Source organism: Tepidisphaeraceae bacterium (assembly GCA_035998445.1).
Lineage (GTDB): Bacteria > Planctomycetota > Phycisphaerae > Tepidisphaerales > Tepidisphaeraceae > DASYHQ01.
In genome coordinates, this window is the sequence record DASYHQ010000052.1 from 230,827 (window position 1) to 251,006 (window position 20,180).

The 20,180-nt window shown below is 64.9% G+C and carries 17 protein-coding genes; 7 read left to right on the plus strand and 10 right to left on the minus strand.

Features of this window, described 5'->3' with window-relative positions:
- Positions 1–743: 743 nt before the first annotated feature.
- From VGN72_20710 to VGN72_20725, 4 genes are all read right to left on the minus strand, one after another.
- The gene (locus tag VGN72_20710; GenBank protein HEV7301771.1) at positions 744–2,270 is read right to left on the minus strand and encodes a lipopolysaccharide kinase InaA family protein; all 1,527 of its coding nucleotides are present in this window, start codon (positions 2,268–2,270) and stop codon (positions 744–746) included.
- A 313-nt stretch (positions 2,271–2,583) separates the two neighbouring features.
- Positions 2,584–3,945: an MFS transporter gene (locus tag VGN72_20715; protein ID HEV7301772.1), complete on the minus strand. Its 1,362-nt coding sequence runs from the start codon at positions 3,943–3,945 to the stop codon at positions 2,584–2,586.
- A 427-nt stretch (positions 3,946–4,372) separates the two neighbouring features.
- A complete protein-coding gene (locus VGN72_20720) occupies positions 4,373–5,476 on the minus strand; it encodes a glycosyltransferase family 4 protein (GenBank protein HEV7301773.1) in 1,104 nt (367 codons plus the stop codon).
- A gap of 215 nt (positions 5,477–5,691) precedes the next feature.
- Entirely contained in the window at positions 5,692–6,687 is a 996-nt protein-coding gene (locus tag VGN72_20725; protein HEV7301774.1) for an AsmA family protein, read from the minus strand.
- Between the two features lie 99 nt (positions 6,688–6,786).
- Here VGN72_20725 and VGN72_20730 point away from each other — a divergent pair, with 99 nt between their 5' ends.
- From VGN72_20730 to VGN72_20740, 3 genes are all read left to right on the plus strand, one after another.
- The gene (locus VGN72_20730; GenBank protein ID HEV7301775.1) at positions 6,787–7,113 is read left to right on the plus strand and encodes a hypothetical protein; all 327 of its coding nucleotides are present in this window, start codon (positions 6,787–6,789) and stop codon (positions 7,111–7,113) included.
- Between the two features lie 127 nt (positions 7,114–7,240).
- Positions 7,241–8,851: a TIGR03790 family protein gene (locus tag VGN72_20735; protein ID HEV7301776.1), complete on the plus strand. Its 1,611-nt coding sequence runs from the start codon at positions 7,241–7,243 to the stop codon at positions 8,849–8,851.
- 210 nt (positions 8,852–9,061) lie between these two features.
- Positions 9,062–9,229, plus strand: coding sequence for a hypothetical protein (locus VGN72_20740; protein ID HEV7301777.1), 168 nt, complete (start codon positions 9,062–9,064; stop codon positions 9,227–9,229).
- Between the two features lie 245 nt (positions 9,230–9,474).
- Here the strand turns inward: VGN72_20740 and VGN72_20745 are convergent, their stop codons facing one another.
- The 3 genes from VGN72_20745 to VGN72_20755 all read right to left on the minus strand — a co-directional run bounded on the left by VGN72_20745 (position 9,475) and on the right by VGN72_20755 (position 12,859).
- Positions 9,475–10,239, minus strand: coding sequence for a sugar phosphate isomerase/epimerase (locus VGN72_20745; GenBank protein HEV7301778.1), 765 nt, complete (start codon positions 10,237–10,239; stop codon positions 9,475–9,477).
- A gap of 397 nt (positions 10,240–10,636) precedes the next feature.
- Positions 10,637–11,698 (minus strand): M20/M25/M40 family metallo-hydrolase, encoded by a 1,062-nt coding sequence (locus tag VGN72_20750; GenBank protein ID HEV7301779.1) that lies wholly within the window; start codon positions 11,696–11,698, stop codon positions 10,637–10,639.
- A 399-nt stretch (positions 11,699–12,097) separates the two neighbouring features.
- On the minus strand, positions 12,098–12,859 hold the full coding sequence (locus VGN72_20755) for a hypothetical protein (GenBank protein HEV7301780.1): 762 nt from the start codon (positions 12,857–12,859) through the stop codon (positions 12,098–12,100).
- A gap of 183 nt (positions 12,860–13,042) precedes the next feature.
- On the opposite strand from VGN72_20755, the gene VGN72_20760 reads away from it, so the two are divergent.
- The 3 genes from VGN72_20760 to VGN72_20770 all read left to right on the plus strand — a co-directional run bounded on the left by VGN72_20760 (position 13,043) and on the right by VGN72_20770 (position 15,916).
- The gene (locus tag VGN72_20760; protein ID HEV7301781.1) at positions 13,043–13,981 is read left to right on the plus strand and encodes a helical backbone metal receptor; all 939 of its coding nucleotides are present in this window, start codon (positions 13,043–13,045) and stop codon (positions 13,979–13,981) included.
- Positions 13,978–15,003 (plus strand): iron ABC transporter permease, encoded by a 1,026-nt coding sequence (locus tag VGN72_20765; protein HEV7301782.1) that lies wholly within the window; start codon positions 13,978–13,980, stop codon positions 15,001–15,003. Before VGN72_20760 ends, VGN72_20765 begins: the two co-directional genes overlap by 4 nt.
- A gap of 127 nt (positions 15,004–15,130) precedes the next feature.
- Positions 15,131–15,916: an ABC transporter ATP-binding protein gene (locus VGN72_20770; protein ID HEV7301783.1), complete on the plus strand. Its 786-nt coding sequence runs from the start codon at positions 15,131–15,133 to the stop codon at positions 15,914–15,916.
- Between the two features lie 57 nt (positions 15,917–15,973).
- On the opposite strand, the gene VGN72_20775 is transcribed toward VGN72_20770, so the two are convergent.
- Entirely contained in the window at positions 15,974–17,131 is a 1,158-nt protein-coding gene (locus VGN72_20775) for a tetratricopeptide repeat protein (protein ID HEV7301784.1), read from the minus strand.
- 34 nt (positions 17,132–17,165) lie between these two features.
- On the minus strand, positions 17,166–17,858 hold the full coding sequence (gene queC / locus VGN72_20780; protein ID HEV7301785.1) for a 7-cyano-7-deazaguanine synthase QueC: 693 nt from the start codon (positions 17,856–17,858) through the stop codon (positions 17,166–17,168).
- A gap of 146 nt (positions 17,859–18,004) precedes the next feature.
- Between queC and VGN72_20785 the strand changes: the two genes are divergently transcribed.
- Positions 18,005–18,379, plus strand: a complete 375-nt coding sequence (locus VGN72_20785) for an Hpt domain-containing protein (GenBank protein ID HEV7301786.1) — start codon at positions 18,005–18,007, stop codon at positions 18,377–18,379.
- 271 nt (positions 18,380–18,650) lie between these two features.
- Here the strand turns inward: VGN72_20785 and VGN72_20790 are convergent, their stop codons facing one another.
- The gene (locus VGN72_20790) at positions 18,651–19,712 is read right to left on the minus strand and encodes a trypsin-like peptidase domain-containing protein (protein HEV7301787.1); all 1,062 of its coding nucleotides are present in this window, start codon (positions 19,710–19,712) and stop codon (positions 18,651–18,653) included.
- Between the last annotated feature and the right edge of the window lie 468 nt (positions 19,713–20,180).

A 20,180-nucleotide genomic window follows, 5' to 3' on the forward strand; every position in this document is an offset into this window, starting at 1 on the left:
TCCTTGGCTAGGTCGAGGGCGGAAGATAGTTCCAAACGCGCTCGAATCAACGCGATACTTTGCGGCGCAAAGCAGGCGCAGAATCGGCGTGCGATTCAGCCGCGTCAGACCCCTTTTGGGCCGCGTCGCTTTGAAAAGCAGGCGCAAACGCACAGTGAGTGTGGAAGTGATGTGGACAACTTTAGCCCGCGTTGTGGATGAACGTTGGGCGGGAAGGGCAGGATGGGTAATACAGTTCAACGCGGAGGCGCTGAGGGCGCGCGGAGGAAGAGGAGAGGATCGGAAAAATAGTCCACGTGCACCTACTGCAATATCGTCATCCTGAGGTACTCCAAGGATCTCATTCTTTGGTCAAGCGAATACGGGGGAGCTCCTTCGGAGTACCTCAGAGGGTTTTAAAGAGCACGCTCGCGACCGGTCTTCACCGTAGCATGGGCGGCTCGCCCATGGCGTCGGTACCCCGACGCGTCGGATGGTACGCCATCCGAATCAGCAGTCGCGCCAGCGAAGGATCTGCGAGCACCAATGGAAGAGCAGATCGCTTGCGCTCTTTCACTCGGACCGAGTACGGCCCGACACCGCGGGGTACCGCGGCTCCATGGGCGGGACGCCCATGCTACGGTCGGAGCCGAAGCGGCACTGTCCTTTGACACCCTCTCAGGATGACGAGCTTTGCATTCATGCGCGATAAGAAACGCTCGGCGTTCTCCGCGCGCCCGCCGCGCCTCTGCGTTGAAGGCGACTTAGCGCGCGGTCTCATCCGCGACAGCATCACGCGTAGGCTCGATAGCGTCCGCCGCGTCGCCATCGGGTGGCGACAGCGCGAGCGGGGCGCGGGGTGCGTAGCCCTGGCACAACGCCAGCGAATCGGCGGGCGTGTACTGCGGGTGACGCAGCATGCTCTTCAGCAGGCGTTGGATGCCCAGGGCGACCCAGCGGCGCCGGCGGATGCCTTCGATGTCGACCATGATCGCGTACGGGCCGCCGGGCGCGTCGCGCTGGACGATCCAGTTGCTGTTCTTGGCGTCGAAGTGCGACCAGCCGAACGACTCGATCCGCCTTAACACGCGTCCGGCCCGGCGGAAGAGTCGGTCGCGGGCATCGGTGTCCAGTGCGTTCAGGTCTGCGCGCGATAGGACTTCGCCGGGCACGCGTTCGAAGACGACGACCGCGTCGACCACGTACCCGAATCGCCGGCGTTCCATCAACAGCAACGGCCACGCGGTCGGCAGGCCGCGATGCAGCGCACGCCATGCCTTCACCCACGCCCGGCGCGGGCGGCTGCCGCGGCCGATCTCGTTCAGGTAGCGGTACCAATAGCGCCGCCGTGGGCGCTTCACGATGATCTCGATCGGCCGCCCACCCACGACCAACTCGCCTGCGAGCACATCGCCGCTCGGGCTGCGCTTCAGTATCTGAAACTCGTCGGCCTCCATGCGCTTCAGCAGCGTGGGCCAGGCGCGTGCCCAATCGGTCTGTTCGAACTCCATCGCGCTGGCGGCAGACCATGGCCGCGGCACCGAGCGCTTCACGAACACCCCGCGCCACGTGTCGGTGACGAGCCGGCCGAAGTAGCGGTTGTCGGTCTTCACGCGTTTGATCATGCCGCGCCACAGGCGCAGGCTGAGGCGATTGGTGGTGGGCATCGGCCCACCGTCGCCGAGCGCGTACCAGCCGCGCAGCAGGTCGGTGGTGGTCGCGAAGGGCGCGGCGCTGTGGCCCAGCAGCAGCAGGTGGTCACGCCGCATGCCACCGGCCTTCACGGCGTAACCGTCCATCAGGTACAGCTTGCCACCGGCGATCAGGAAGTTGCCCAGGTGCAGGTCATCGTGACCCAGCCCAGCCTGGTCCAGTTGCTGCACGAGCTGGCGGACCTCGCGCGCCAGACGCAGGTGATCGGGCGCGCGCGTGCCGTTCATCTGATGCTGCAGCAGGTAGGCATCCAGCGAGATCGACGGCTCGATCGCTTCCAGTACGACGGCGTCGCCCACGCGGTCGGCCAGTCGAAAGTTCACCAGCGTCGCGACGGCCCGCGGCGCGGGGATGTTGGCCTTCTGCAGCAGTTGCAGCCGTGCGAACTCCGCCAGCGCCGGGCTGCCGCGAAAGAGCCTGCGGAAGTAATCGCGCCAGCCGTGCTTGGGGTAGAACTTGAGGAAGTACGCCTTGCCGCGGTGCTCGAACCGCCAGATCTCGCGGTATCCCCGATCCTTCACCTGCGTGCCGATGCGGGGCAGGTCGCGCAGCGAATGTTCAAGGTCGGGCGGCAGCACGCGGGATTTATAGTGGGGATGGAGGGGAATGGCGAATGTGCGGCGATGGAGGGGAGGAAAAATCCCAAGCCCCAATGCCAAACAAATGACCAAGTTCCAAATCCCAAAGGAAGCAGGCCGATTGCACGGGCTGTCATCCCGAGGGGAGCGGTAGCGACGCGAGGGATCTCCCATTGGCGGGCGTCGTTAGATAGACGAGATCCCCCAGGTCGCTACCGCTCCCATCGGGATGACAGTCTGCGCATGTCGACCGCTTCCATTGGTCATTGGTGCTTGGTCATCTGTTTGGCATTGGGGCTTGGGGTTTCCATCTTCAATCCGGCGTGGTCGTCGCGTCCGTCGCGGCGCGCAGACCGGTCGCGATCTCCGGCAGGATGCCCTTGGCGACGTAGATCTTTCGCACCATCGGGCGCAGCGACGGCAACTTCATCGCGAACAGCAATGCGCCGGCGAAGCAGATCGTGCCGGCGATGAAGACCGAGCCGGTGACCTCGAACCACTTGGTGAGCTGGCCCGCCAGCAGGCTGCCGAACGGCGCCATGCCCATGACGGCCATCGTGAAGAAGCTCATCAGTCGGCCGCGCATGTCGTCGTCGACGATCGTCTGCAGAATCGTGTTCGAGCCCGCCATCGTGGTGATCATCGCGGCGCCGGCGAGCGCCACCAGGGGCAGGGCGGGCAGGAGGTTGGTGGTGAACGAGAACATCACCATCGCCACGCCCAGGAGGCCGGCCGAAACCCAGATGACGCGGCCCAGGCCGACCACGGTCTTGCGCTTCGCCAGGTAAACCGTGGCGCCTAAGGCGCCAGCGCCCATCGCGGTCAGCAGCGCGCCGTAGGCGTGGGCGGCGTCCCACTGCGATTGCAGCCGCGTCGAGAAGATCGGCAGCAGCGTTTGCATCGACATGCTGAGCATGCTGACCATGCTTGCCAACAGCAGCAGCGCCCGCACGGGTGGCGAACCGAACGCGTACCGGAAGCCGTCGCCCAGTTCCTGCAACGGCCGTTTGCGCTGGCGCGCGATCACCCGCCGTGGGCGGTTGCGCAGCATCAGCAGCGTGGCGACGACGGCGACGTAGCTGACGGCGTCGATGACGAAGCACCAGCCGGGGTTGGCGCGCGCCAGGATCGCCGCCGCCACCACCGGGCCCAGCAGGCGGGCGCCGTTGAACATGGCGCTGTTGAGCGCGATGGCGTTGGACAGGTCCTCGCGGCGGTCGACCAGGTCGACGGTCAGCGCCTGCCTCGCCGGCGCGTCGAACGCGTTGATGACGCCTTGAAACACTTGAAGGATGATCACGTGAGTGACCGTGATGATGCCCGCCAGCGCCAGGGCCGCCAGCACAGCGCTTTGCACGAGCGCCAGCACCTGCGTGATCAGCATCACGCGCATGCGGTCGTGCCGGTCGACGATCACGCCCGCCACCGGGGCCAGCAGCAGCGTGGGGATGAGCCCGGCGAACGTCACCACCGCCAGCATCCAGGCGGCGTTGGCCTCGGTGGTGGGTTGGATGAGCTGGTAGACCAACCAACTGGTCGCGACGCGCGTCAGCCACGTGCCGATCAGCGAGATCCCCTGCCCGCCGAAGAACAGGCGGTAATCTCGCGACCGCAACGCGCGCAACATCGAGTTTGCCCCCTGCGGTAGATCGCTCGGCAAGACGCTTTGTGACATCGAACGGCGATCCTCGCTTCCCGGTCAGACTGTAGGGGGACCGGCAGACCATGACAATCGCGAGAATCGGCGGGGCGGCGTCATAACGACGCAAAGCTGCAGCAGAACGAGTGACCACTCCCTCTCCCGTCCGGCGAGGGCAGGGGTGAGGGTGCGACGATGCAAACGACGCCCAGCTAGACGTGTGTCATCCCGAGGGGAGCCGTAGCGACCCGAGGGATCTCGAAAGACGGACACGCGTCAGCCGCTGGGAGATCCCTCAGGTCGCTACCGCTCCCTTCGGGATGACATGGGTTTCTGTCCGCCAGCCTTTAGCCTCCCATCTGGATGACACTTGAGCGCCTGGGGCGCTGACGCATTCGGTCCGTCAGACCGTGCCTAACGCTCGCCCGGTGGGAAGGGGACCGGCGGCACGTTATGGCTGTGCCTATTTCGACGCCCGCGACGTGGGATTGTTCTGCTTGGCCAGCGCCCGTTCCAGTGCCGTCTCGAAACGATCGGTCGCCTGGTCCCACGTGTAGCGGGTGGCGGTGGCGTACGCGCGGTCGGCCATGGTGGTCCAGTCGGCGTTGGGCATTTGGGCGATGCGGATGATGGCGTCGGCCATGCTTTCGCAGTGCTCGGGGTGGACGAGGATGCCACCCTGCGACGCCAGCAGTTCCGGCGCGGCGCCGGCGGGGGTGGCGATGACGGGCGTACGGCAGGCCATCGCCTCCAGAATCGGCAGACCGAACCCCTCGCTGCGACTGGCGAACAGCCACGCGTCGCAGCTGGCGTACGTATCGCGCAACGTCTCCTGCGGCGGTTGATACGCGAACCGTGTCCCGGCCGGCAGCAGCACGGGGGGACGCGGGGTGGTGTTGCCGAACGCCACGAGGCGCAAACCGCGGACGCGCTCGCGCGCCATCTCGAAGGCGCGCACGCTGATGTCGCACCCCTTGAACGTCGCCGTCGAGTACATCAGCCCGACCGTCGGCACGTCCTGCTTCTGGCGCGGCGGGGCGTGGAAGAGCGTCGTGTCCACGCTGTTCGGCACCAGCGACACGTCTCGGTCGCCAAAGCGATGCTTCGCCAGATCGGCCAACCATTGGGCGATCACGATCTTGTGCATCGGCGCGCGCCACGTTGCCTCGACGCGCTCGATGGGCAGCCCCGCGTGCACCTCGTGGTTCTGCACGAAGTAAACCTTCGCCCCGGCATGCCGTGGCAGTGGCTGAATGAGCTCGGCGGCCTCCCAGGTGGCGGCGACAATCACGTCGGCGTTCGGCAGATCACGGGCCTCCGGGGGCCGCCGTCCGTCGATCGTGCGGTGGTCGATCTCTGTTCCATCCAGGTGCGATGGGCCCGCCAGTGGATCGGTGGGACGGCGGCCCATCCATCGCTGCAGCCGGTCCTTCATCGTGGGTGGATTGAACGAGCGCGAGACGACAACCACTTCATGCCCACGCCGCTTCAATCGATCCGCGTAGATCGCGACGACGCGCGTGGCGCCGGAGAGATCGGCCCGGTTGATGAAGAACGTGATACGCATGGTTAAAAGGCGGAGGGCGGACGTCTAAAGTTGAGAAGGACCATCGTCCTTTAAAGTTGGAGGATTCGTGCTCCGGTCCCTCTCCCGGTACGCCGGAAGAGGCTAGGTGAGGGTGATTTTGAATTGCTGACGGCTCTCGTCAAAAGCAAATCACCCTCACCTAACCTCTCCCATGAGTACATGGGAGAGGGACCGGAGGCCGTCTTCACTTCCCCCTACGGCCGCGTCGTCGGAGTCTTCTTGTCGCCCAGCCCGCCCAGCAGGTCGTTGACGGCCCGCGTGGCGGCACCTTTCGCTTCGCCCTTGGCCGATTCAACGGCGCCGCGGGCGGCGTCCTTGGCGGTGTCGGGGTTCTTCAGCGCGTCCAGCACCTGCGCGCCCTGCGGGCCCAGCTCGTTTGTCAGCTTCGTCTTCAGCTCATCGGTGACCGCGGCGATGCGTTTGCTCGCCTCGGCCATGCCCTTTTCCTTCAGCATCGCGGTCATGCTCGACAAATCGCCCGACAGCAGCATTCGCAGTTCCGGCGGCAGGTCCTGCGACTCGCTGGCGCGGCCGGCGAGCGTGGTGATCAGTTGCGTCACGACGTCCTTCACCGCGGCGCCGTTGGCGTTGCCCTCGCCGGTGCCGATGTCGGCCATCGACAAATCGGGGATGTTCAGCACGTACTCCTGCTTGATCTTGTCGGCCACGCCTTCGCCCAGGCCACCGGGCAATGCCGCCAGCGCCGTCACGTCCGGGCGAAACAGCACTTTGGCGCCGGTGACGTTCAGCTTGTTGATGATCAGCTTCAGCGGTTCTTCGTTAGCGGGCGCGTCGTCGGTCTGGGGCAGGTTTTCGATGAACTTCTTAATGTTGAAGTTCTTGCCGTTCATCTCCAGCACGAGCGTGGGGTTGGCGATCGCGATCTCGTTGATCGAAACCGGGTCGCTGCGCAGGCCGCCCCAACTCGTGTCGACGTCGAGCGCGCCCAGGGTCAGCATGTGCTCGGCGTTGTACCCGGTGGGCGAGCCCACCTTGTAGTCCCGCAGCGAGACGTCACCGCCGAGGATGGAGACGGCCGCGCTCTCCAGCGACGCCGGCACCTTCAGGTTGGCGGTCGACTGCGTCTCGACCGTCCGCCGGACGATCGAGTTCAGGTTGACCAGGACGACGACCACAACCACCACGACAAGCGCCAGGAGACCCAGCGCGATCCACTTCATCTTTTTCATTCTGATTTTTCTCCGCTAAGGGCATTCTCTGGTGACCGCTTCCATGATTCAATGCCCCAAACCGTTGGGCCGAGCCCCGACGATCATATGGGAGCAAGAATGCTGTTGACCAAGCACGAAGGGGAAACCTTCACCAATCAAACCGTTTACATCAGCGGACAAGCGTTCGTCCGGTGCAACTTTATCGGTTGCACGCTCATACTACGTGAGACGGTGTACCACCTGGAGGGCTGCTCGTTCGAACGTTGCAACTGGCACGTCGACTGGGTGCTGATGTGGGGTAGCCCCGAAAGCGTGCGCGAGATTAAGGCGCTCGTCGGATTGATCGAAGACGCGCAGAAGAAGCAGCTGCCGCAAGAATCGACCAACGGTGACACGCCGTCGAAGTCTCCATTTAGCGACGGGGAAGCTGCGCGCTCTGTGTAGGGAACGCTTCTCGTTCACGCGCGTAAGTTGCATCGACATGTTTAGCCACCGGCTTGCCGGTGGTCTTCTTTTTAATCGAGCGGGACGACCGGCAGGCCGGTGGCTTCCAAATTAAGTTCGGACCCTCATGCGACGCTTATTGTTCATCCTCGTCATCGCGATGCTGTGGCCCGCCAGCGCGGGCGCGCTGACGGCCGACGAGTTGCTGTTGATCGTGAACAAGAACGATCCGAACGGTGTCAAGCTGGCAACGTTCTACGCCGAGCAGCGCAAGGTGCCCGACGGGCGCATCGTCGAGGTCGACCTGCCGACGTGGAACGAGATCGCGTTCGAGCAGTACCAGTCGAACGTGGTCGCGCCCGTACGGCAGCAGTTGCGCGAGCGCGGGCTCGAGGGGAAGGTGAAGTGCCTCGTCACGTTCTACGGCATGCCCCTGCGCGTGCACCCGTACACGCCCACGAAGGACGAGCAGGCGGAACTGCAGTTGGTCACCGAGCGGCTTGCCGAGGTGGGGCCGCAGCTGAACAAGGTGATGCAGGAGATCGAGGCGCTGGCCGTGCGGATCGCGCCCAGCGCGATCCCGAAGGACCTCCCGGCCGACCCCATTCGCCGGGCCGAGGTGCTGCTGAACCTGTCGGCCCAGGTCGCCGAGCGAACGACCGATCGGGCCGAGCGTCGCGAATCGCTGGAAACGGTGCTGGACGTGATGGAGGTCTTCAGCGCCGACTTCGGCACGATGATGCGCCGCCGGGTGACCGACGTCTCGCCCTCCACCCGCCCGGCGGGCGCGAAGGACTCGATCACGCTTGAACTGGAACTGCTGGAAGCCCAGAAGAAGCTGGTGACGCACCTGGACGCGCCCGGCGACGCCACCGCCCGTGCAGCCGCCCGCGAGACGGCGGCGCGGTTCGGCCTGCCGAGCGAACTGGGCGTGCTGCGCCAGCAGCAGCAATGGCTGACGCCGTCCAAGACCGCGTCGGCGCTCGATAACGAGTTGTCGCTCATCCTCGCGCGCGGCTACCTGCGCGACGGCTGGGCTCCCAACTTCCTGCATCACGCGGCGCCGGCGTACAACGGGCCACCGCTGCTCATGGTCAGCCGGATCGACGGCCCGTCGCCGGAGCGCACGCGCGAGATGATTGAGACGTCCATCGCCATCGAGAAGACCGGCCTAAATGGGGCCGTCGCGATCGACGCGGGGTTCAACAAGGGCAACAAGCCGTTCGACGTCTACAACGATTCGCTGTTGAACTTCGCCCAGCTGGTGCAGGACAAGACGAAGCTATCGATGGTGCTGGACCGCGAGGGTCCCTTGATGCCGCTGCACCGCGCGAAGAACATCGCGCTCTACTGCGGCTGGTACAGCGTGCGCAAGTACGTGCCGACGTCGAAATTTAAGCCGGGCGCCGTCGCGTGGCACATCGCCAGTTTCGAACTGGTGACGCTGCACGACCCCGAAGAGACCGGCTGGGCCCGGGGGCTGCTGAAGGACGGCGCGGTGGCGACGCTGGGCGCGGTGGCCGAGCCGTATTTGCATTCGTTTCCATTGCCGAACGAGTTCTTCCCGTTGCTGCTGACGGGGAAGCTGACGATCGCCGAGGTGTATTGGAAGACGTGTCCGCTGGCTAGCTGGATGCAGGCATTGGTGGCTGATCCTCTGTACAACCCCTACAAAGTGAACCCGGCGCTGAAGGTGGCCGATTTGCCCGAATCGATGCGTAAGGTAGTTGGGGAGTAGCACGATGTAGTGGCGACGCCTGCGTCGCGGTCGATGCGCAGCATCGATTCCATTCGATCTGCAACGGCATACTGCGGCTACGCCGCACCGCGACGCAGGCGTCGCCACTACATGGGGGGGCCCCAACGCCGTTTAACTGAAAGCAGAATTGTTGGACCTGATTAAAGCGTGGTCGGGCATCGGTCGATAAGACCCATGGAGAGACCCGACATGGCCGTTCAACTTATCTGCCCCAGCCTGCGTTGCCGAAAGATCCTGTCGGTGCCCGACGAGGTACGCGGCAAGCTGGTGAAGTGCCAGCACTGCCAGTCGATGCTGCGCGTCCCCGAACTGCGCAAACCGGCACAGGCGGCGCCGGCGTACTCGTTCGAGAAGTAAGAACGAATCGAGATTAGAAAACACTACCGGCCTGGTCGCTTCAAGCGACCAGGCCGGTTTCGTTTTCGCATCTTCGGTTGGCGTTGCTCTAGATGACGCGGAATGGCTCCCTCTCCCGCGTACTCGCGGGGGAGGATTGGGGAGGGGGCCATCTCGGCCGCCATCGCGCTCCGACCTGCGTCGCCCCCTCCCTGGCCCTCCCCCGGTGTACCGGGAGAGGGGATAAGACGGTACGCGTCTCGCCCTTAGCTCAGCCCCAGCGCCTTCAGGTTGCGCAGGCTGATCTCCAGGCTTTCGAACGGGTCGCGGTAACAGGTGTCCTGCTCGACGATGTGCCACTTCACGCCGGCGGCCTTGCAGGCGTCGATGATCGCGGGCCAGTTCAGGTTGCCCTCGCCGACCTCCATCATGAAGGCCTTGTTCTCGGCGTTCACGCCCATGTCCTTCAGGTGGATGGCGGGGATGCGGCCCTTGCAGTCGCGGATCCACTTGGCCGGGTCGCCACCGCCGGCGGTGACCCAGTAGGTGTCGATCTCCATCCAGACGGAGGGATCAGATTCCTCCAGCACCCGGCGGAGCGCGACCTTGTCGCCGGCCTTGCGGAACTCGTGGTGGTGGTTGTGGTAGCCGATCGATACGCCGCTGCCGGCGAACTTCCTGGCGATGTCGGAGTACTCGCGGATGAACGTCGACCACGTCTCGGCCGACCATTCGTCCTTGGGCCAGAAGCCACCGATGGCCGTCAGTTCGCAGCCCCACATCTTGTGCTCGTCGATCACGGCCTGCGTCTGATCGCGCATGCGATCCATACCCGTGTGCGTCGCGGCGACCGCCAGCCCCTCGTTCTTCAGGATCTTCGCCAGCTCTGCTGGGTCGATCGGCCCCAAGGCCGAAAGCTGCACGGCGTTGTAACCCATCTTCTTCACCCGCGCCAGCGTCGACGCAATGTCGGCCGGGGTCTTGGTGAACTCGCGCAACGTGTACATCTGAACGGCTAAGGTGCTGGCCATGATTGGGTTCCTCGGGTGTTACCTGCCGCGACTGCGCGGCGCATGTAAAAGCGTACTCTAACGTGGTGCGTGCGTTTGGGCACGTGATCGCGAAGTGAATGCATTGAACCGCGGAGACGCGGAGAGGGAGGGAGATGAGGGTTCGGTGTTTCCTCTGGTCCCTCTCCCATGTACTCGTGGGAGAGGTTAGGTGAGGGTGATTTGTTCTTCCTGAGTTGTCAGCCGTTCGAAATCACCCCCACCTAGCCTCCCCCGGAGTACCGGGAGAGGGACCGGAGCCGACCTGTTGGACAGGGGGCACTGATATCGATGGACCGCGCTCGTCCTCTCCCTCCGTCTCCGTGCTCTCCGCGTCTCCGCGGTTGCATTCCCTTCTGCGGACGAGGCGGCAAGCGCCCTACGCCTGCAACCACGCCGCCACGAGGTCGATCGCGGACTGGAGGTCCTTCTTGTGGATCGACTCGGTCACGGTGTGGATGTAGCGGGTGGGGACGCAGAGGCTCATTGCGCGCACGCCGTTGCGCGTGCGTTGCATGGCGCCGGTATCGGTGCCACCGCGGGCGAGGAAGCCAAGTTGGAAGGGGATCTTGTTCTCCTGCGCGACGGCGACAAAGTCGTCGACCAGCGGCCGGTCGGCGATCGCGGAACCGTCGGCGATCTTGATCACCACGCCCTCGCCTTGCTTGCTGACGCGTTCGTCGTCGGGCACGCCGGGCGTGTCGACGCAGAGCGTGGTATCGATCGCGATCGCCAAATCGGGCTCGATCGCGAAGGCCGCCGGGCCGGCGCCGCGCAGGCCGACCTCTTCCTGAACGGTGAACGCGACCACGATGTCGTACTTCGACCGCTTCACCTTGCGCATCGCTTCCAGAATGGCAAACGTGGCGACGCGGTTGTCGAGGCACTTGCCGGTGACGCAATTGCCGATCTCGGCGAACTCCTGGATCAGTGTGACCGGGTCGCCGATGCGCACCTTTGCCTTCACCTGGTCGGCGGGCAGGCAGAGGTCGATGAAGAAGTCGCCGATCTCGGGGACCTTCTTCTTGTCCTCATCCTTGGCGATGTGGATCGGCCGGCCACCAGGATTCATGAGACCGATCAGGTCGCCATCCTTCGCCTGGATGCGCACCCGCCGCGCCAGCAGGTTGCGCGTATCGAACCCGCCAACGTTGGCGATGCGCACGAAGCCCTTGTCATCAATATGGCGTACGTAGAAGCCGATCTCATCCATGTGGCACGCGAACAGCACGCGCGGCGCCGCCTTGCCCGCGCCACCCGCCTTGCCCTTGCCACCGCCGTTGGTCTTGCCGCGTTTGGTGCAGATGAGCGAGCCCATGGTATCGACGGTGATTTCGTCGAACAGGCCCTTGGCTTCCTTCCGCAGCACCTCACGGACGCGCTCTTCACGGCCCGGCACGCCGGGGGTTTCAGACAGTTGCTTCAGCAGGGGGATGTTCATGGGTGGGAAGCGTACTATCTGGTTGGCAAAAGCGGAATGGCCAGAGCGGCGGGGGAGCGCGGTGATCCTCTTCTGTAGGACAGGCATTCCTGCCTGTCTCTCCCCCGTCAGCCTCTCCCCCCGTATTCACAGAAGAGCTAGACGCGAAGGTCGCGAAGGAGCCGCGAAGGTGGCGAGAAGAAGAGGTTGAACCACAGAGGGCACAGAGGGCACAGAGGGCACAGAGGGCACAGGGGGCACAGAGGCAGACACAGAGCAGGGAGTCTTTTCGATTGGGATTTGGAGCTTGGTCATTTGTTTGGCATTGGGGCTTGGGATTTTGTTTTTCCAATACGGGGTGAGACAGGCAGGAATGCCTGTCCTACAGAAGAGAAATCAGCGGCCAGGCGAAGGGAACGGCTACTGCGCGTTCATCATCGCGCGATAGCCGAAGTAACCCACCACCGCGACGGCGGCCAGCGCGAGGATCGACAGGCCGATCGCGATCGAGAGCAACCAGGTGAACCGCGAGCCCTGCTTGTTCATCAGGGCTTGGATCTCGCTGTCCCGCGAGGTGATGTTCTCGCGCATCTGTTCCAGCACGCGCGTGCTCGCCTCCGACGCACGGCTGACGTGCTGCATCGCCAGGCCCACGCTGCCGAGGTTCTCGCTGATGGCCGCGTCCTGCTCGCGCAAGCCCTCGACCGTGTCGCGCAAACCGTCGACCGACTTACGACGTTCGTTGTCAGCCTGCACGATGCGCTCGAGAATGTCGCCAAGCTTGTTCTGCTGGCCGTTCTGCGTCGCCAGTTGCTGGTGGATCGCCTTCAGCGTCTCGCCCTGCATTCGGCCAGCCCCGGGAAGGGCTTGCAGCGCTTCCGGCAGATGCGATAGGTACGACAGCAATTCCTGCTGCCGGCGGCCCTGGGCCTCCAGGTTTTCACGGATGCCGTTCATCAGGTCGGCCAATGCGCCGACGCCGTTCTGCAGGTTGTTGATCGCCTCGTCGCGCTTGGCCCAGGGGCGCAAAAACGAGCTGGCGCCACCGCTGGAGGTGGTGCGCGGACGGGTGGCGAGCGTGGCGCCGTTCTGGGCGTCGCTCTCGAGCGGCAGTTCCCGGTCGACCCGATTGCCGGTCTTGAACCAACGGCCGATTCGCGATGTGAAGGTCTCCTGGCTCATACGCAAACTCCATTTTCTCTGGTCCCCACCAGCGGTCGGACGCCGTTTGACAGCGCTAGCGGGCAACTCTACCATCCGCGCGCGATCCTGCAATCGGGTAAACCCGCTCGAATGGCCCAAATCACCCACGAAAAATCCCGCGGAAGTGCTCCCGTACAACGCCTGCGGCGGTCTGGGGTAACCGTGCGGTCTGCTCGCAAGTTTCACGCGATTCGCACGGGCATCGTCGCGCTCGCGATCGGCCTGTTGTGCGCCTGCGATCGCACGCCCGTTGCGCCGCCGGCCACGCCTGGCGCAACGCAGCCCAGCGTCGTCACCGTGGCCTCGCTCGTACCGGCGGCGTCGGAACTGATCTTGGGCATGGGCGCGGGTGATCGGTTGGTCGCGGTCAGCAATTTCGATCTGGCGGACGACCGCACCGCCGCGCTGCCGCGCGTGGGCGACTACCAGACGATCGACTGGGAAAAGCTCGCTGAGGTTCGGCCGGGCGCGATGGTCGTGCAGTTCGACGCCAATCGCATTCCGCCCGGCCTGCAACAGCGCGCCAGCTCGCTGGGCATCGCGATCATCAACATCCGCAACAATCGGCTCGACGAGGTCTTCAAGACGATCGAACAGATCGGCGACGGGCTGAACTTCCCCACGCAAAAAGCCAGCGCCACGCTCCGCGGCCAGCTTGATCGCGTCGCGGCGAGCGTTGCGGGCAAGCCACCGGTGCGCACGTTGATCTTGACCGACGACCGCGCCAAGGGCGCCGCCGGGCCCGAAACGTTCCTGGACGATCTGCTCACGATCGCCGGTGGAATGAACGTGCTGGCGGACGCGACGACGCCGTATCCACAGGTGGATCGCGAGCAACTGCGGGCGCTGGCGCCTGAGGCGATCATCGCGCTGCGTCCCGCGGCCACGCCGCAGGAGGTCGAGCAGACGCGCGCGACGCTCGCGATGCTGACCGACCTGCCGGCCGTGCGCAACGGGCGGGTGTACATCCTCACCGAACCGTGGGCGCTGCTGCCGGGCTGGCGCGTCGGTGAACTGGCTGAGCGGTTCGCCGCGGCGCTGCATCCACCGGCTGCCACCGCGACGCACGCCACGACATCCCCAACCCCGGCGGTTCGATGACCGCGGCCGCGCGCTGGAGCGCATCGCGCGTCGCGATCACGCTGCTGCTCTGCACGGCGGGCTGGGCAATCGCGGCGATCCTGTGTTTGTGCGTCGGGTCGACCGGATCGATCGGCTGGCCGACCGAGTCGCAGTTGCCGTTCCGGCGCGACATGGTGCTGATCGCCTCGTTGATCGGCGCGGCGCTGGCGGCCAGTGGCGTGGCGTACCAGGCGGTGCTGCGCAATCCGCTGGCCGACCCGTACCTGCTGGGCGTCAGCAGCGGGGCCTCGCTTGCGGCGTACCTGTGGCGATTCCCCAGCGTCTACGCAATCATCCAGATTCTGCCCGCAAGCGTGGCCGCGGCCAGCCAGCAGTTGTTCGTGTTCGTCGGAGCACTGCTGTCGGTCGCGATCGTCTTCCTGCTCGCCACGCGGCGTGGCAGGTTGGAACCGGTCACGCTGCTGCTCGTCGGCGTCGTCATCAACAGCGTCAACGGCGCAATCTTCATGCTGTTGAACTTCGTCTTTAAAGACGTCTCCGCCAGCGGTGGGGCGATCTCGTTCCTGGTCGGCGCGATCCAGACGACCATCCTCGACGAACAGCTCTACGCCGCCACGATCGTCTGCGCGATCGGCTTCGCGATCCTGATGGTGCTCAGCGGCCAGTTGAACGCCGCCGGGCTGGGCACGGGCGAGGCCAAATCGCTCGGCATTCGCATTCACCGGTTGCGCTGGATCGTGTTAATCGTCGCATCGCTCACGACGGCGTCTGCGGTGGCGATCAGCGGGCCGATCGGGTTCGTTGGCTTGATCTGCCCGCACTTGGCCAGGCTGATCGTCGGTTCCGACCACCGCCGACTGCTGCCGGTGGCGACCGCGATCGGCGCCGCGCTGCTGGCGATCGCCGACGCCGCGTCGCGAAGGCTAGCCCAAGGCGACGCCGCCGGCACATGGCTGCCCGTGGGCGTGCTGACGGGGTTGCTTGGTGGGCCGTTTTTCCTGTTGATCCTCTCGCGCAGGCGCAAAGGCGCGATAGACTGATCCGGTCCCCTCTCCCGGTACGCCGGGTTAGGGTTAGGGTGAGGGTGATTTCGTTCTACCAAGAGCCGTCAGCAGTTCGAAATCACCCTCACCCAACCTCTCCCGGAGTACCGAGAGAGGAGCCAGAATGTCGAATCCGATGTCGCTGCTAACCGCCACCAACCTCACCTTCGGCTACCGCGACACGCCCGTGTTGCGCGGCGTATCCGTCGCGCTGGCGCCGGGCGAAATCGTCGCGCTGATTGGCCCCAACGGCAGCGGCAAGTCAACGCTTATCCGCGCGCTGCTCGGCCATGTGATCGCGACGGGGCAGATCGATTGGAACGGTCGCCCGCTGGCTGACTGGCCCAAACGCGAGCTGGCGAGAACGGTCGCCTACCTGCCGCAATCACCGGTGTACGACGTCGACCAAACCGTGCTCGACGTGCTGCGGCTCGGGCGGTCGCCATACCTGGGCGCCTTTGGCATCGAATCGGCCGCGGACGTGCAGGTCGTCCACGAGGTCGCTACACAACTGGGGCTAACCGACCTACTGACGCGCTCTATGGACGAACTGTCCGGCGGGCAACGCCAACGCGTCTTCGTCGGCCGCTGTCTCGTGCAGCAACCAACCGCGCTGCTGCTGGACGAGCCGAACACATTCCTCGACCTAAAACATCAGGCGGAACTCGTCTCCCTTGCGCGCACGCTGTCGCGCGAGCGCAACATGGGTGTGCTGATCGCCTCCCACGACCTGAACCTCGCCGCCGCCGTCGCCGATCGACTGGTGCTGCTGAAGGATGGCGCCGTGGTCGCCACCGGCGTGCCGGATGAGGTGTTGCGCGCCGACGTCCTCTCGGCCGCCTTCGAGACGCCATTGCGCCGCGTCGACGGGGCGCGGATTGCGATCATTCCAGAGTTCACGTCAATGTGAATCGCTGGAGGCGATTTCAAGATCACCGAAACGCAAGATCGATTGTGGGAACCGCTTCTACTGTGGCGTCGGCGTCGCTCGGCGTCGTCGTTGTTGCATGAGGCGGGATACGACGAACAACGCGAGCACGCTGCCGATCGCGATGGCGGTGATGTGCCCGAGTCCGGGGCGCATCACGCGGGCAAGGCGCGCGGCGACGACGGTCGGCCTATCGCGTGGTGAGCCGTGTTCGTCGTAAAAGATGGCGAGGTTCGCATCGGTGGTCGGGTCTTGCCCGGCACGCAGCAGGGCGTCTTCATGTGCCTGAAAGGCCATCACCCACGCCTCGCCGGCCGCACGTTCGCGATCGATGAGGGCGTCGTCGTAGCCGCCATCGTGTTCCGTGCGGCCGTGCATGGCGAGCATGTTCGCTTTCATCTGCTCTGGCCGCGGGTGAACATAATCGAACGCGCGGCGATAGGCCCGGTACGCCAGATGCGTGTCACCCTTGGCCGCAAGCAGGTCGCCTAGTGCCGCATGCAAATGGGGGCTGGTGCCGGTGCCGAAGCGAATCATGCCGACGATGCCGGTGATTGCGGGGTCGATGGCGCTGGCGTCCTTCAATCGCCCGAGCCGCACAGAGACGGGCAAACCGATGTTCACGCCGTTGCGAATGCCTTCGTCGAGTCCCTTCAAAGCCTTCTCATCCAGCAGCAGCGGCAGCACAAAACTACCGCGGTCCAGCAGCTTCGGATCCGCCTGTGCGTCGCGCAGATACTCGGCCACCATCAGCTGATACTTCTCGCGGCCGAAGTGCGCGTCGGGGTTGATCTCGATCGCCCGTTTGATCTGCTCGATCCCGCGGTCGAGGTCACCCGCGTGCAGGTAGAACGTGCCGAGGTTGGCCGCGGTGGTGTATTGGCCGGGCAGCAGCGTTTCCTTCCGCTGCATGATCTCGATTGCCTTATCGACCTGTCCCAACTTCTCGTACGCCACGGCCAGGTTGTCGAGCGCAGCGGCGTTCGTCGGCTCGTTCTCAAGCAGCGCCGTCATTGCGGCCACGCGACGTTCGTAGAAGAACTGCGAATGGCGTTCCCATTTGCCCATCAGAATCGCGCTGACCTCCGGCAGGCCGCGCTGTTCGTCGATCAGCGTATCTTCGTCCCACAGGCAGGCGTGGGACGGCGCGACGAGCGTCAGCAATGCCAACAGGAAGCAAACGGTCGCGATTCGCATAGGCCCGCCTTTACTGGAACGGTTGAAGACCATTCTAACTGTATCGCGTCGGGTCCGTTACACCCGCGTCGATAAAACCCTTTCGGCGAAGTTGGCAGCTGTCGCAACGGCCGCAGGCGAGGGTGATGCCATCGCGGGTGATGGGGTCGTAGCAGCTGTGGGTGGTGGCGTAGTCGACGCCGAGGGCGGCGCCGCGGGTGATGATCTGGGCCTTGGTCAGGTGAACGAGCGGGGCGTGAACGGTGAAGTTCGTGCGCGTGGTGCCCAGGCGGGCCATCGCTTGAAAGGCGGCCACGAAATCGGGGCGGCAGTCGGGGTAGCCGCTGAAGTCCAAAGCGTTCACGCCGATGTAGACGTCGTCCAGGTCCAGCACTTCCGCCCAGGCCAGCGCGTAGCTCAGGAAGATCGTGTTGCGGGCGGGGACGTAGGTGATCGGCACGTCGGTCGCCATCGCGGCGTCGCTGCGGTCTTTGGGGACGGCAAGGTCGGCGGTCAGGGCACTGTTGCCGAACTGACGCAAATCGATCTGCATCACGCGGTGTTCGATCACGCGCCAGTCGGTGGCCACACGCTGGGCGGCGTGCAGCTCGTGGCGGTGGCGCTGGCCGTAGTCGAAGGCGAGGGAATAGAGCTCGTCGAATCCTTCGGCCCGCGCGATGGCCAGACAGGTGGTGCTGTCGAGGCCGCCACTGGTGAGGACGATTGCGCGGGTGCGAAGCGACGCCATGGGCGGGAGTGTACAGGATCGGGATTGGGTCGACACTGGCATCGGCACTGGTTGCTTCAACGACCCGTCCGGCGGGCGCCGGATCAGGGGAAGGCACGTGACGCGGGATGTGCTAAATTGGCATACAGCAAAGGAGCGTGCCGACCGTGGAAACTGCTGCCAACAATGCGAACGCGCCGATCGACTTCGAGTCGCTCGTCACGCGCTGCTTGGGTGATCCGCAGTTCGCCAAGGCAATGCTGCACCTGTTCGCGACCCAGGCGCCGGACATGGTACAGGCGATCGAGCAGGCCCTGGCCGACGGCGACGCGACACGGGCGGCCCGGGCTGCACATGCGCTGAAGGGGTCGACCGCGAACTTGTCGGCGACCTCGCTGAGCGCGGTGGTGGCGCAGATCGAACAGCACTGTCTGGCCAACCGATTGGACGATGCGCGACAGGCGATGCCCACGCTGGCCTACGAGCTGGAACGGTGCATGCGTTTCATCGAGGTCAGCATCGCCGCGAAAGCCCCGTCGTGATGCTTACAGGCTGGTTCCGGTTGGCGATCAAATCAATGCCACAACGTGTCATCCCGATGGGAGCCTTGGCGACCTGAGGGATCTCCCACGGCCAAGAACGTCCGTGGTTCGAGATCCCTCAGGTCGCCTTAGGCTCCCATCGGGATGACAAGTGGGCGCGAGGCGACACACTTTTGCCCGTCAGCCTTAGGCTTTGCTCGAGATGACACGTCCTGCTGGCACAAGTCGTCCGCCGCACCCAAGCGTGCAGCGGCCATCCCGACCGCCGGCCCTACGCCGCCACTGCCTGCGGTTGCGTGCCCGCGGGGGTCACGCGCAGGTCGACCAGTTCGTTGCGCCGCAGCACGGTCACCGACTTCGGCTCGCCGATCGTGTCGCCGGTCAGCAGGCGGTGGAGCGCGTCGATGTGCGGCGTCGGCTTGCCCTCGAACGCGATCACCACGTCGCCCTCGGCCAATCCACCGGCAGTGGCGGGGCCGGTCGGCTCCAGGTTCGTCACCAGGATGCCGCTCTCGATGTCCAGGTGGTGGAAGCGCACCACGCGTCGGTGCAGCGGCACGTTCTGACCGGCCAGGCCGAGGTAGGCGCGGGTGATCCGGCCGTCCTTGATCAGCTTGGCCGCCACCCATTGGGCGGCGTTGGCGGGGGTGGCGAAGCAGATGCCCTGGGCGCTGGCGATGATGGCGGTGTTCACGCCGATCACCTCGCCCTGGCTGTTCACCAGCGGGCCACCACTGTTGCCGGGGTTCAGCGCGGCGTCTGTCTGGATCACGTCATCGATCAACCGCCCGCTTTGGCTGCGAAACGACCGGCCGAGGTTGCTCACCACGCCGGCGGTTACGGTGTACTGGAAGCCATAGGGGTTGCCGATCGCGATCGCCAGCTGACCCACCTGCAGCGCCGCAGAGTCGGCGAACAACACGGGCGTCAGGCCGCTCGCGTTGATGTGGATGACGGCTAAATCCGTATCCGGATCGTCGCCCACCAGCGTCGCCGGCACCGTGCGGCCGTCGGCGAGCGTAACGTTGATCTGTTCGGCGTTGTGCACGACGTGGCTGTTGGTCAGCACGAAGCCATCGGGCGTGAAGACGAAGCCCGACCCACTGCCCCCGCGCCGCCGCTGCGGCATCGGTCGACCGTTGGCGGGACTGGCTTGCGCCGGCAACGTCACTTCGATGTAGACCACCGCCGGGCTGGCCCGCTTCACCGCCGCCACGACGGCGGTCGAGTAGGCGTCGAGCAGCGGGGCGTCCTCGGTCAAACTGGGCCGGGCGGAAACGGTCGGGGCTTCGGCCTCGGCCGTCGCATTGATGTACTGAAGGATGCGGTTCATGGCTCGGTTTCTCCTGTCGTCCGCGTTCGGACAGGTGATCTTAGGCGCGCGGTCAAGCGACGGGTTCCACCGCCGCTTGCCGAGTGGGCCGGGAGCGGTTGGGTGACGCTGACTTCGATGTCGCCTGAGGCTCCCTATCGGGATGACAAGCGCGTGCGAGACGACAGGGTTTTTGTCCGCTAGAGCAGGGCGCGCCTTGCCATAGCGTTCGGGTGCCACGGTTTGGTACTCCAAGCCGTGTCTTTCATGGGTAGAGAAGACACGGCTTGGAGTACCAAACCGTGGCACCCAGTGGACAAGCCGCTACAGGAATAGATCCGCTGCTCAAGCCTTGAGGGATGAGGACCATCCCGAATTCAGGCGATGCCAAACCCGATTGGCATCGGTGCAACCTCGATTGGCATCGGTGCAAACTCAGTTTGCATCGGTGAAAACTCGATTGTCATCGGTGCAAACCTGGTTGTCATC

Coding starts and splice junctions, on each gene's coding strand:
- VGN72_20715 (HEV7301772.1), bottom strand. CDS start 3,945: ATGTCACAAAGCGTCTTGCCGAGCGATCTACCGCAGGGGGCAAACTCG.
- VGN72_20720 (HEV7301773.1), bottom strand. CDS start 5,476: ATGCGTATCACGTTCTTCATCAACCGGGCCGATCTCTCCGGCGCCACG.
- VGN72_20725 (HEV7301774.1), bottom strand. CDS start 6,687: ATGAAAAAGATGAAGTGGATCGCGCTGGGTCTCCTGGCGCTTGTCGTG.
- VGN72_20730 (HEV7301775.1), top strand. CDS start 6,787: ATGCTGTTGACCAAGCACGAAGGGGAAACCTTCACCAATCAAACCGTT.
- VGN72_20735 (HEV7301776.1), top strand. CDS start 7,241: ATGCGACGCTTATTGTTCATCCTCGTCATCGCGATGCTGTGGCCCGCC.
- VGN72_20740 (HEV7301777.1), top strand. CDS start 9,062: ATGGCCGTTCAACTTATCTGCCCCAGCCTGCGTTGCCGAAAGATCCTG.
- VGN72_20745 (HEV7301778.1), bottom strand. CDS start 10,239: ATGGCCAGCACCTTAGCCGTTCAGATGTACACGTTGCGCGAGTTCACC.
- VGN72_20750 (HEV7301779.1), bottom strand. CDS start 11,698: ATGAACATCCCCCTGCTGAAGCAACTGTCTGAAACCCCCGGCGTGCCG.
- VGN72_20755 (HEV7301780.1), bottom strand. CDS start 12,859: ATGAGCCAGGAGACCTTCACATCGCGAATCGGCCGTTGGTTCAAGACC.
- VGN72_20765 (HEV7301782.1), top strand. CDS start 13,978: ATGACCGCGGCCGCGCGCTGGAGCGCATCGCGCGTCGCGATCACGCTG.
- VGN72_20770 (HEV7301783.1), top strand. CDS start 15,131: ATGTCGAATCCGATGTCGCTGCTAACCGCCACCAACCTCACCTTCGGC.
- VGN72_20775 (HEV7301784.1), bottom strand. CDS start 17,131: ATGCGAATCGCGACCGTTTGCTTCCTGTTGGCATTGCTGACGCTCGTC.
- queC (HEV7301785.1), bottom strand. CDS start 17,858: ATGGCGTCGCTTCGCACCCGCGCAATCGTCCTCACCAGTGGCGGCCTC.
- VGN72_20790 (HEV7301787.1), bottom strand. CDS start 19,712: ATGAACCGCATCCTTCAGTACATCAATGCGACGGCCGAGGCCGAAGCC.